General features: G+C 64.0%; 12 protein-coding genes. 11 read left to right on the forward strand and 1 reads right to left on the reverse strand.

The window, feature by feature from the left end; genetic code table 11:
* Positions 1–97: 97 nt before the first annotated feature.
* The 8 genes from Q319_RS0107450 to Q319_RS0107485 all read left to right on the forward strand — a co-directional run bounded on the left by Q319_RS0107450 (position 98) and on the right by Q319_RS0107485 (position 8,255).
* A complete protein-coding gene (locus tag Q319_RS0107450) occupies positions 98–1,141 on the forward strand; it encodes a beta-ketoacyl-ACP synthase III (protein WP_029481519.1) in 1,044 nt (347 codons plus the stop codon).
* Complete coding sequence (gene fabD / locus Q319_RS0107455; RefSeq protein WP_029481521.1) at positions 1,138–2,064, forward strand: ACP S-malonyltransferase; 927 nt, start codon at positions 1,138–1,140, stop codon at positions 2,062–2,064. Before Q319_RS0107450 ends, fabD begins: the two co-directional genes overlap by 4 nt.
* A gap of 52 nt (positions 2,065–2,116) precedes the next feature.
* On the forward strand, positions 2,117–2,590 hold the full coding sequence (locus Q319_RS0107460; protein WP_029481522.1) for a hypothetical protein: 474 nt from the start codon (positions 2,117–2,119) through the stop codon (positions 2,588–2,590).
* Positions 2,587–3,348, forward strand: coding sequence for a 3-oxoacyl-[acyl-carrier-protein] reductase (gene fabG / locus Q319_RS0107465; RefSeq protein ID WP_029481523.1), 762 nt, complete (start codon positions 2,587–2,589; stop codon positions 3,346–3,348). Before Q319_RS0107460 ends, fabG begins: the two co-directional genes overlap by 4 nt.
* Before the next feature lie 124 nt (positions 3,349–3,472).
* Positions 3,473–3,703, forward strand: a complete 231-nt coding sequence (acpP, locus tag Q319_RS0107470; RefSeq protein WP_029481524.1) for an acyl carrier protein — start codon at positions 3,473–3,475, stop codon at positions 3,701–3,703.
* 102 nt (positions 3,704–3,805) lie between these two features.
* Positions 3,806–5,050, forward strand: a complete 1,245-nt coding sequence (gene fabF / locus Q319_RS0107475; protein WP_029481525.1) for a beta-ketoacyl-ACP synthase II — start codon at positions 3,806–3,808, stop codon at positions 5,048–5,050.
* A 283-nt stretch (positions 5,051–5,333) separates the two neighbouring features.
* Positions 5,334–7,460: a polyphosphate kinase 1 gene (gene ppk1 / locus Q319_RS0107480; protein WP_081845934.1), complete on the forward strand. Its 2,127-nt coding sequence runs from the start codon at positions 5,334–5,336 to the stop codon at positions 7,458–7,460.
* A gap of 159 nt (positions 7,461–7,619) precedes the next feature.
* Positions 7,620–8,255: a phospholipase A2 gene (locus Q319_RS0107485; RefSeq protein WP_029481527.1), complete on the forward strand. Its 636-nt coding sequence runs from the start codon at positions 7,620–7,622 to the stop codon at positions 8,253–8,255.
* A gap of 91 nt (positions 8,256–8,346) precedes the next feature.
* Here Q319_RS0107485 and Q319_RS0107490 read toward each other — a convergent pair whose 3' ends face one another.
* Entirely contained in the window at positions 8,347–9,192 is an 846-nt protein-coding gene (locus Q319_RS0107490; protein WP_029481529.1) for a MerR family transcriptional regulator, read from the reverse strand.
* Between the two features lie 85 nt (positions 9,193–9,277).
* On the opposite strand from Q319_RS0107490, the gene Q319_RS0107495 reads away from it, so the two are divergent.
* The 3 genes from Q319_RS0107495 to Q319_RS26140 all read left to right on the forward strand — a co-directional run.
* On the forward strand, positions 9,278–9,958 hold the full coding sequence (locus Q319_RS0107495; protein ID WP_029481532.1) for a glycerophosphodiester phosphodiesterase: 681 nt from the start codon (positions 9,278–9,280) through the stop codon (positions 9,956–9,958).
* Positions 9,959–10,031: 73 nt separating this feature from the next.
* The gene (locus Q319_RS0107500; RefSeq protein ID WP_029481533.1) at positions 10,032–11,330 is read left to right on the forward strand and encodes an ABC transporter substrate-binding protein; all 1,299 of its coding nucleotides are present in this window, start codon (positions 10,032–10,034) and stop codon (positions 11,328–11,330) included.
* 208 nt (positions 11,331–11,538) lie between these two features.
* On the forward strand, positions 11,539–11,835 hold a 297-nt coding region (locus Q319_RS26140; RefSeq protein ID WP_029481535.1), incomplete at its 3' end, for a transposase.

Genomic DNA, 11,835 nt, shown 5'->3' on the forward strand with positions numbered 1-11,835 from the left:
GCGCCCCTTTTCGTTGCTCCCCTATCACCGGATTGCGTCCTTCAACGCTGAACTTAATTGATTGAACGTCCGTTCAAAGAATGCTACCGTGACTGCCATGACCGCTTCCACCGCCCGCCCCAGCATCGGCATCACCGCCCTGGGAAGTTACGCACCCGAACGCATCGTGCCCAACGCGCATTTTGAGGCATACATGGACACCAACGCCGAGTGGATCGAGTCGCGCACCGGCATCCGCGAGCGGCGGTTCGCGGCCCCCGACGAGTACACCTCCGACGTGGGCGTGGGCGCGGTGCGCGACATGCTGGCGCGTGACCCGGACGCCCTGGGGGAAGTGGACGCGGTGATCTGCGCCACGGTCAGCCCCGACGCACTGATGCCCTCCACCGCCGCATTGATCGCCATGCAGGTGGGGCTGACGGGGGCCGCCGCCTTCGATCTGTCCACCGCCTGTAGCGGTTTCGTCTACGCCCTGAGCGTGGCGTCTGGCCTGATCCAGTCCGGCGTGGCGCGGCGCGTGCTGGTGGTGGGAGCCGAGGCCCTGAGCAAGATCGTGGACCAGCAGGACCGGGGAACGGCCATCCTGTTCGGTGACGGTGCAGGCGCGGCAGTGGTGGGGCCGGTGCCGGAGGGCCTGGGCTTTCAGGAGTTCATCATGGGTGCAGACGGCGCGGGCGGGTCCAGCCTGTACCTGCGCTGCGCCGCCCCGCAGTTGCCCGGCGGCTTTCAGATGGGCCAGTACGTCGGGATGAACGGGCGTGAGGTCTTCAAGTTCGCTGTGCGCGTGCTGGGTGACAGCGGCAACAAGGTGCTGCAAAAGAGCGGCCTGACCAGCGCGGACGTGGACTGGGTAATTCCGCATCAGGCCAACGTGCGGATCATCGAGACGGCTGTGGAGCGCTTCGGCATTCCCATGAGCAAAACCGTGGTCAATCTGGACCGCTACGGCAACACCTCCAGCGCCACAGTGCCGCTTGCGCTGGATGAGGCGGTGCAGGACGGGCGCGTCAAGGACGGTCAGCAACTGCTGCTGATCGCCTTCGGCGGCGGCCTGAGCTGGGTGGCCGGAACGATGAAATGGTGGGGCGGCGCACCCAGCCTGAAAGCAAAGGCACCCGCGCTGGCCGAGGTGGGCGCTTGAGTCCCCCCAGTAGCACCAACAGAATTGCCGCCCTGTTTCCCGGTCAGGGTTCGCACTCGGTGGGGATGGGCGCTGATCTGGCCGCCGCTTTTCCAGTGGCTGAGGCCGTGTATGCCGAGGCCGAGCAAACACTGCCGGGTCTGCGCGCCCTGATCGAAACTGGCCCCATTGAAGACCTGACCCTGACCGCCAACCAGCAGCCCGCTCTGGTGGCCGCCAGCATTGCCGCCTACCGTGTCTGGCACGAAAAGACGGGACTGACCCCGATGGTGGCCGCCGGACATTCGCTGGGTGAGTACAGCGCCCTGGTGGCTGCCGGGGTTTTGACATTGGCCAATGCTCTGCGCCTGACCCGCAAACGCGGCACGCTGATGCAGCAGGCCGTCGCACCCGGTGACGGGGCCATGAGCGCCATCATGGGCGATCCGGCGGTGGTGGCGGAAGTTTGCGAGGGGATCACGGGCGTGCAGCCCGCCAACTTCAACGCCCCCACGCAGACCGTCATCAGCGGAACGGCAGAAGCAGTGGCAACAGCCAGCGCTGAGCTGAAAGCGCGCGGCCTGAAAGCCATTCCATTGAAAGTCAGTGCCCCGTTCCACTGCGCCCTGATGGCCCCGGCTGCCGCTGGCCTCTCGCCCGATCTGAAGGCGGCGGCTTACGGCCCCTTCGCCTTTCCGGTGCTGGCGAACGTCACGGCTGAATTGAATGACGATCCCCAGCGCGTGCCGGAGCTGCTGGAACGCCAGATCACGGGCGCGGTGCGCTGGGTGGAGACGATCGAGGCGCTGGCGGGCATGGGCGTGGACACCTTTATCGAATTCGGCCCCGGCAAGGTGCTGAGCGGACTGGTGGGCCGTATCGTGCCGGGTGCAAAGACCATCCAGATGGGCACGGCGGCGGATGTGGAAGCGTTCGAGTTGTAAGGGTTGCGGGCGACTTGCTCCTAATGCCTACTGAAAGCGACAATGGTGAATCATGAAAAGACTTGCTCTTGCGTTTCTCGTCGCGGTGGTGGCCACATCCTGCGGCAGGGAAAGTGGGTTTAAACCTGAACCGATTGCCCTTGCCAACCATCCCAGCGTCCTGCGGGGAACCTGGGGCGGCGTTGTGAAGGGTGCGGAGATTTTGAGCCAGAGCTTGCGGCTTGAGTTGAACGCCACCTATGTCAGCCCCAACGAGTACCGTGTGTCGGGAAGTGGCACTCTGGGGGCCGACACTCTGAACGTGACGGGAACTGTACTTGGTGGCTCACGCTTCACCTACCTCAAACCCCAGCTCAGCCCCTTGCCGGAAGGGGCCAACTTGCTTCTTCAACGCTCAGGCAAAAAGGACCTGACCTTGACCTGCTATGTGATGGGTGGAGAGGCCGCTTCCCCTGTCTGGTCTTGGCAGTGTTTTGAAAAAGATAATCAAGCGGTCACCACCGTTTTGAAAAAAGAGGTCCAATGACTGCATCCGAGTCCATCCAACCCAACAAAGTCGCCCTCGTCACCGGTAGCAGCCGGGGCCTGGGCCGCGCGATGGCCCTGAAACTGGCCGCAGATGGCTTTGATCTTGCCGTCCATTACGGACGTAATGCCGCCGAGGCCGAGAAGGTAGCTGAAGAAGTCCGCTCCCACGGCGTCCGTGCCGAGGTGTTCGGCGCTGACCTCACCATGCCTGCCAACGCCGGGAAACTCGTCGAGGACGTGATCAAGCAGATGGGGCGTCTGGACGTGCTGGTCAACAATGCCGGAATTACCCGCGACGGCCTCGCCATCCGTATGAAGGACGAGGACTGGGACGCCGTGATCCAGACCAACCTGTCCAGCGCGTTTTCGGCGTGCCGGGCGGCCATCAAACACATGATGCGCGCCCGCAGTGGGCGGATTATCAACATTGCCAGTGTGGTGGGATTGACTGGCAATCCAGGGCAGGCCAACTACGTGGCCAGCAAGGCCGGGCTGATCGGGCTGACCAAGGCGCTGGCCAAGGAATACGGCGGGCGCGGCATCACGGTCAACGCGGTGGCCCCCGGTTTCATCGAATCCGATATGACGGCCACGCTGGCGGAAGATGTGAAGAACGGTTATCTGGCGGGCATTCCCCTGGCCCGCCTCGGCCAGCCGGAGGAAGTCGCCGCGCTGGTGGCGTTCCTGGCCTCTGATGGTGCCGGGTACATCACCGGGCAGACCATCGGTGTGGACGGCGGTTTGAATCCGCACTGAGAGGGTCTGGCTGAGAGCTTTCTTTGTCCCTGTTTGCACCCCGTTCAGGAACGTAGCCTCCCACACCCTGCCCGTGTAGACTGGGCCAGATTTCAAGGACACTTCAAGACAGGAGGAAAAAACTATGGCGACTTTTGATGACGTGAAAGATGTGATTGTGGACAAGCTGGGTGTGGACGCGGACAAGATCAACCCCGAGGCCCGCTTCGTGGAGGATCTGGGCGCAGACAGCCTGGAAACCGTCGAGCTGATCATGGGCCTGGAAGACAAGTTCGGCGTGACCATCAGCGATGAGGATGCCGAGAACATCCGTACCGTGCAGGCCGCCGTCGATTACATCGAGAGCAAGCAGTAGACGCGCCTGCCCCCGGCGGGGCTTGTAGCCGGGGCAGTGTAAAGGAGCGGGGCGCGGTGCAGACCGTGGCCCCGTTTTCCATCTCAAAAGGGAGGGGAAGACATGGGCGTTTCAGGACTAAAGCGGGTGGTGATCACGGGGCTGGGGCCGGTGACGCCCATCGGGATGGGGGCGGCAGCGTATGCCGAGGCGCAGCGCGCGGGTAAAAGTGGCATTGGTCCGATCACGCATTTCGACGCCACCAATACCGCCAGCAAGATCGCGGGCGAGGTCAGGGGCAGTCTGGATGAATTCATCGATCCGCGCGAGGCCCGGAAATTGGACCGCTACGTGCAACTGGCGCTGGTGGCCTCCGAACTCGCGGCGCGTGACAGCGGCCTGACCCCCGAGGAACTCAGTGGCGAGCGCGTCGGCACGGTGGTGGGCAGCGGCATCGGTGGGGTCAAGACCTTCGAGGATCAGGCCGCCGTGCTGCATGAGCGCGGGCCAGGGCGCATCAGCCCGATGTTCATTCCGATGATGATTGCCAACATGGCCACCGGACACGTCGCCATGAAATTTGGCGCGACGGGGCCGAGCAGCACTGTGGTCACCGCCTGCGCGACGGGCACGGGTTCCATCGGTGACGCGGCGCGCTACATTCAGCTCGATCTGGCCGACGTGATGATCGCCGGGGGCACCGAGGCCGCCGTGACCGCCATCGCCGTGGGCGGATTCTCCAACATGAAGGCGCTGTCGACCCGCAACGACTCGCCGGAAACGGCCAGCCGTCCCTTCAGCGCCACCCGCGACGGTTTCGTGCTGGGCGAGGGCGCAGGCATCGTGATTCTGGAAGAGTACGAGAAGGCCAAAAAGCGGGGAGCCACCATCTACGCCGAAGTCGTCGGCTACGGCACCAGCGCAGACGCCCACCACATCACCATGCCCGCCCCCGAGGGACGTGGCGCGCAGGTGGCGATGAGGATGGCCCTGAACACGGCGGGGGTCAACCCCGAACAGGTGGGCTACGTCAACGCGCACGGCACCAGCACGCACTTCAATGACCTGTACGAGACACAGGGAATCAAGCATGTGTTCGGAGATCATGCCAAGAAGCTGGCGATCAGCTCTACCAAGTCCATGACTGGACACCTGCTGGGCGCGGCGGGGGCCATCGAGGCGATTGCCGTGGCGCAGGCGCTGAAAGACGGTATCCTGCCGCCCACCATCAATCTGACTGATCCCGATCCCGCACTGGACCTGGATTACATCCCCGAAGGCGCACGCGAAAAGCAGGTGGAGTACGTCCTGAGCAACTCGTTTGCGTTTGGCGGGCAGAACGCAACGTTGCTGTTCAAGCGGGTATAAGCAGGGTTTGAAGGCGGTTTAAGGGTTGCTCTGCCCGTTCAACTCCTCTCCTGCAAAGCGGACTGGCTGGCACAGCTCCGCAGGAGAGGGGTTATCTTTTCGCCTTCCACCCAGCCGCCCATTCCCCCACGAACAATCAAGCTGAATACCGGGTCACTCACGCAAATCGGTGCTTTAATGCCCTGATAGTCGCCTGATAGACCCGGTTTATCTTTTTCCGACCGACTCAATCTCCGACTCACTCTAGATTTCCCCACCGTCCCGCTTAAAGGAGTTGTCCTCTGTGTCCCGCGCCAAAACGTCCGCCGTCCTGACTGAACCCGCCCCGGCCAGGGCCAAACGCCACCGCAAGAAGCCGGAGCCGGAAGGTCTGGGCGAAACGCGCACACACAGTACGGTGGCAAACACCGAGAGCCGCTACCTGAACCGTGAGCTGTCCTGGCTGGCCTTTAACGAACGGGTGCTGGCCGAGGCGCGTGACGTTCGCAACCCGCCGCTGGAACGGCTGAAGTACGCGGCCATCTGCGGCAGCAACCTCGACGAGTTCTTTATGGTGCGCGTGGCGGGCATTCACCGTCAGATCGCGGCGGGCGTGAACACGCCCGGTCTGGACGGCATAACGCCGCGCGAGACGCTGGCACTGGTCCGCGAACGCACCCAGGGGATGTTGCGCGAGATCGAGAAGACGACGCGCAAGGTGCTGAAGCTGCTGATGGACGAGGGCCTCAAGCTGGTGCGCGTGGCCGATCTGGGCAAACGCGCCCGCGCCAGCCTGCGCGAACACTATCTGGCCGAGATTCAGCCGGTGCTGACGCCGCTGGTGGTGGACCCCAGCCACCCCTTTCCGTACCTGAGCAACCTCAGCCTGAATCTGGCGGTGCTGCTGCGGGGCAGTTCCGAGGGCGACACCGATTTTGCGCGCGTGAAGGTGCCGGTGGGCGTGTTGCCGCGCGTGGTGGTGATCGGCGACGCCCTGCTGATGCTGGAAGACGTGATCGCCGCGCACATCGGCGAGCTGTTCAAGGGCCGCGAGGTGCTGGCCGCGCATGTGTTCCGCGTGACCCGCAACACCGATTACGAGTTCGAGGAAGAGGAGGCCGAGGACCTGCTGGCCACCATCGAGGACGGGCTGCGCCGCCGCCGTTTCGGCGCTGCTGTGCGGCTGGAAGTGGTGCGCGAGACCCCCATCAAACTTGTGACCTTCCTTCAGGAGCGCCTGAGACTGGCCGCCGAGGACATCTTCCTGCTGGAAGGCCCGCTGGGCACCGCCGATCTGATGGGCCTGCCCGTGAACCGCCCCGATCTGGCCTTTCCAGACTACGCCCCCGCCGTACCTGATCTGGACGGCGAGGAGGAAAACGGCATCTTCGATACCCTGCGCGGCGGTGACGTGCTGCTGCATCACCCCTATGACGGTTTTGCCAACATCCTGAATTTCATCGAGGAGGCCAGCCGCGATCCGCAGGTGCTGGCGATCAAGCAGACGCTGTACCGCACGGGGGATGACCCCCGGTTGCTGGCCGCGCTGCGAACCGCCGCCGAGAACGGCAAGCAGGTGGTGGCCCTGATCGAACTCAAGGCGCGGTTCGACGAGCAGCGCAATATCAGTTGGGCCAGGAAGCTGGAGCGGGCCGGGGCGCATGTGGTGTACGGCATGGCGGGCCTCAAGACCCACGCTAAGGTGACGCTGGTGGTGCGCCGGGAAGCGGAGGGGCTGCGCCGATACGCGCACATCGGCACGGGGAATTACAACCCGAAAACGGCCCGCCTCTACACCGATCTGAGTCTGCTGACCGCCGATCCCGAAATCGGCATGGACGTGGCCGAACTGTTCAACCACCTGACCGGCTACGCCGAGGCCGATTACACCCATCTGCTGGTGGCCCCCGACACCGCCCGCAGCGGTCTGGAAGCCCTGCTGGAGCGTGAGGCCGACAACGCCCGCGCGGGGCTTGATGCCTGGGCACAGATCAAGGTCAATTCACTGACCGATCCGGCCATGATCGAGGCGCTGTACGGGGCGGCGAGTGCGGGCGTCCGCATCGAACTGATCATCCGGGGCGTGTGCTGCCTGCGCCCCGGCGTGCCGGGTCTGTCCGAAACGGTGCGCGTCCGCAGTCTGCTGGGGCGCTACCTGGAACATGCCCGCGTCTACGTCTTCGGCAACGCCGGAAACGCCGAGGTCTACTTCGGCAGCGCGGACCTGATGAGCCGCAACCTGGACCGCCGGGTGGAGGTCATTGCCCCCGTGCTGATTGATGCCCACCGGGATCAGTTTCTGGACATCCTGAAGACCGAATGGACCGATCAGCGCGGCTCCTGGGAGCTGTGTCTGGACGGCGAATACGAGAAGCTGCCGGGCGACGCGAGCGCGCAGCAGACCTTCGCCTCGGCGCGGCATCCGGTCTAGCGGCGGGAGTCCACCCATTCGGGTGGGCAGCACACGAACTGGCCCCTTCCAAACGAGAGACGGAATGATTACCATACGGGCAACCAAAATTTGACCGCGCTCCAGGGACGGCAGCTTCTGTCTGTCCTCACTTCCTCTCTCTTTTCCTAGGAGATCCCCATGCGCCCACTGCTGCTGCCCGCCGCCCTGCTGTCCCTGACCCTGATGGCCTGTGGTCAGACCACGCCCCAGACTGTTTCCGGCGCAACCGACGCCTACGCCCAGCGCCCCGAACTCCAGGATGCAGGCAGTCAGGCGATTCTGGAGAAGTACGGCAACGATCCTGGCCTGCTCGAAGCCTTGCAGGAAGCGTACGGTGAGCGCGTGGCAGACCTGAGTCTGCCCTCTGTGCCTGCCATCACGGGTCTGGACCTCGCCAGTGATCGGCTGGCCTATGTCAAGCGCACCGGCTGGGGCAGCGTGGGCAACTACAACAACCAGTACGCGGCATATGCGGGCACCACCCGCCCCTACGCTGGCCTGAGCTGGGGCCGCGACGGTTGCAGCGCCCCCGACGGCCTGGGCCTGGGCTACCGCGAGGACTTCCGCCCGGCCTGCAACGTCCACGACTTCGGCTACCGCAACCTGAAGGTCTACCAGCGCACCGACAGCAACCGCAAGACCACCGACGAGGCGTTCCACACCAACATGAAGGCCATCTGCGCCGCCAAGAGCTGGTACAAGCGTCCGGCGTGCTACAGCGCCGCCTACGCGTACTATCAGGCCGTGCGGGTGGGGGGCGGCGACAGCTTCTAGCTTTTGACGGCAGGAGGAAAGACGCCGCCCGCAGATGTGCTGCCGGGCGGCGTTTTCGGTGTGGCGCTTCCAGTTCAGTGCGGCACGCGGCTCAGCCCGGCTGCGGCACGAACGGCCAGGCCACGTCGCCCGCCGGGTCCGTGTCGTTCAGGCCGTCCCAGGCGTGCGGGTAGACCTCGCGGGGGCTGAGTGCGCCGCACTGGCCGTGCGCCACGGCGTGGGCACAAGCGGCGTCGTAGGCGTCCAGAATGCCGGGGAAGTCGAACTGCGCTTTGGTCAGGGTGACATAGGCTTCATGGTGGGCAGGTTCTTCACGCAGGGTCAGATTGCCCGTGGGCGTCAGATGTCCGCTGTATGGCATACAGACCTCGACGGGGCCGTCATTGTCGTCGTTGACCTGACCGTGATAGACGACGAAGGGAGCGCCCGCGGCTGTTGCGCCCGCCGCTGTGAGCTGGCCGGACAGCTCCTCAAGTTGTTGTTCGATAAAGGCCGGCAGCTCATGCTCACGCAGGCGTCGGGACACGGCGGCGACCTGCTGTGCGGGGACAAAACGCTGCTGGACATCAAAGTGCTGGGTCATGGGGGGTTCTCCTTTGAGGGTACGCAGGACATAGCGGGCCAGTTCGCGCCGCTGGACGTGCTGGGCCTCGGCGGCTGTCCAGTGGCCCCAGATCATGTCGGGCTGCTGGTCTGCTGGGGCGTCCAGCACGGCGCGGATCCCACTGAGCGAGAGGTCGAGCTGGCGGAGCAGGCCGATCAACCGGGCCTGCGGTAATTGCCGGGGCGAGTAGTAGCGGTAGCCGCTGTCCGGGTCCACCCGTTCGGGGGGCAGCAGGCCCAGCTCGCCGTACAGGCGCAGGGCTTTGAGGCTCAGGCGCGAGGCCCCGGCAAAGGCGCTGATGGTCATGGAAGCGGTGGATTCGGTGGGGATCATGGCGGCTCCTCTAGAGGTGTCCTTAGCATGGGGGCTGCCCCAGGGGTCAGGTCAAGCGGGCGGTCAAGCGGCTAGTCTGTGCGGCATGACGCCGCTGCTTTTAGGTCACCGGGGAACGCCAAAGATGCATCAGGAAAACACCATGCGGGGCTTTCAGGCCGCGCTGGACGCCGGGCTGGACGGCGTGGAACTGGACGTGCGGCGCTTGAAAGACGGCACGCTGGTCATTCACCACGATGAACACCTGAAAGACGGGCGTGCCCTGCCGCAGATGGAGGCTGCCGATCTGCCCGACGACGTGCCGACGCTGGAAGAACTGCTGGAATGGGCGGCAACAACAGGCGCGTACCTGAACGTGGAAATCAAATACGAGCGGGCGCTGCCGGATGACCGCGTGGCCCGCACGCTGGACGCTATCCGCGCACACGGACTGACTCAGCGGGTGATCCTCAGCAGCTTTAATCCGCTGCTGCTGGCCGCCGCCCGCAGCCACGCACCGGAGATCGAGCGCGGCTTTCTGTATCACCGCAGCTACAAATTCGGCCCGCTGGACCTTGTGCCCCTCGTGCTGCGTGGGCTGAAGGCCAGTGCATCGCACCCGCACCACAGCATGATCGACGCCGCCCTGATGGCGCAGGCGCAGGCCGGGGGCTGGCGGGTCAACACCTGGACCGTCAACAATCCTGCCGAGGTGATCCGATTGGAAGCTCTGGGCGTGTCGGCACTGATCGGTGACCTGCCGGATGTGCTGCTCGTGTCGCGCTGAGCCGCAGTCCAGGGCCTGTGAATGTGCCCTGCGGCTTGACAAGCCCATGATGTGTAGCGCCTAATTTAGAAACATGAAAAAAATGATGTTGACGCTGGCCCTGATGGCAATGGCCACTGCACAGACCGCGCAGGCCCAGACCACCGTGGATTTCTGGCACTCTTTTGGGGATGCCAAGCGCACCGGCTGGATTCAGGCCCGCGCCGATGAGTTCAATAAGGCCAACCCCGGTGTCAAGGTGGTGCCCACCTATAAAGGCAGCTACAACGACAGCCTCCAGGCCACCATTCTCGCCGCGCGTCAGGGCAAGCCGCCCGCGCTGGTGCAGATCTTTGAAGTGGGCAGCCAGCTCGCCCTCGACAGCGGCGTGTTCCAGCCGGTCAGCAGCGTCAAGAACGTGGATTTTGGCGACTACATCAAGCCCGTCATCAACTACTACACGATCAACGGCAAGGTCAACAGCCTGCCCTTCAACTCCTCGTCACCCGTCCTGTACTACAACAAGGACCTGATGAAGAAGGCGGGGCTGGACCCCAAGAAGCCGCCCACCACCTTCGGCGGAATGCTGGACGCCTGTAAAAAGATCGAGGCCGCCAAGCTGGGCGTGACGTGCTTCGGCATGAGCCTGAACGGCTGGTTCATTGAGCAGTGGATGGCGCAGCAGGGCGTGACGCTGCTGAACAACGACAACGGACGCAAGGCCCGCGCCACCGCCACCAACCTGGACAGCGCCGCCGCCAAGAACATCTTCACCTTCTTCAAGACCCTCCAGGACAACAAGTACTACACCTACACCGGCAAGCTGGAAGACTGGGACGGCAGCGACGCCATCTTCAACAACCAGAAGGTCGTGTTCCACATCACCTCCACCGCCGACATCGGCAACAACGGCGAGGCCGCCAAGAAGGCCGGATTCCAGATGGGGATTGGCGCGCTGCCCATCGTGTCGGGGACCAAGCGCAACGGCGTGGTCATCGGTGGGGCCAGCGTGTGGATTCCCAAGGGCATCCCCAAGCCGCAGGCCGAGGGCGCGCTGGACTTCGCGCTGTACATGACCAACACCAAGAACATGGCCGACTGGCACAAGCTGACCGGCTACTACCCGGTACGCCAGAGCAGCATCGACCTGCTGCGCAAGCAGGGCTGGTTTACCCAGACTCCGCTGCAACTGGTGGCCTTTAACCAGCTCACCCAGACCGTCCCCAGCCCCGCCACCGCTGGCGGCCTGAACGGCGCGGCGATCCAGACCCGCAAGATCATCGAGGAAGGCGTTCAGAAGGTCCTGAGCGGCAGCTCGGTGGACGCCGCCCTGAAGGAAGCCAAGACCCGCGCAGACGCGGCACTGGCCGAGTACAACGCCAACTTCAAGTAAAGCCGAGCCACACAACTCCATCTGAAGCTTGAACCCACGGCCTGCCCCCGAATCTGGAGGCGGGCCGTGGGTTCGACTTTTGCTGAACATATCTTGGCCGCGCCCAAAGCTGGTCTTGAGCAGAGGCACACACACCAGTCCCGCTTACAAGTCTGTTGAGCTTCAGAGCGCGTTTATAAAGGATCAGACCCGGTGGCAAGCTTGAGGTGTGAAACGCAAGCCTTACTCGTCGGACCTGACCCAAGCCCAGTTTAAGCGGCTCGAACCACTCCTCCCCTCTGCCAAGCCAGGAGGGCGGCCACGCACGGTCGATCTCTACGAGGTGCTGTGCGCGATCATGTACGTCTTGCAGGGCGGCATTGCCTGGAGAAACCTGCCGCATGACTTTCCAGCGTGGCAGACGGTGTATTCGTACTTTCGCCGTTTTGAAGCTGACGGTTCATGGGAGGCGATCAATCGCGTCCTGGTGCGGGAAACTCGGCAGGCAGCAGGACGTGACCCAGAG

Source organism: Deinococcus marmoris DSM 12784 (assembly GCF_000701405.1).
Classification (GTDB): Bacteria; Deinococcota; Deinococci; order Deinococcales; family Deinococcaceae; genus Deinococcus; species Deinococcus marmoris.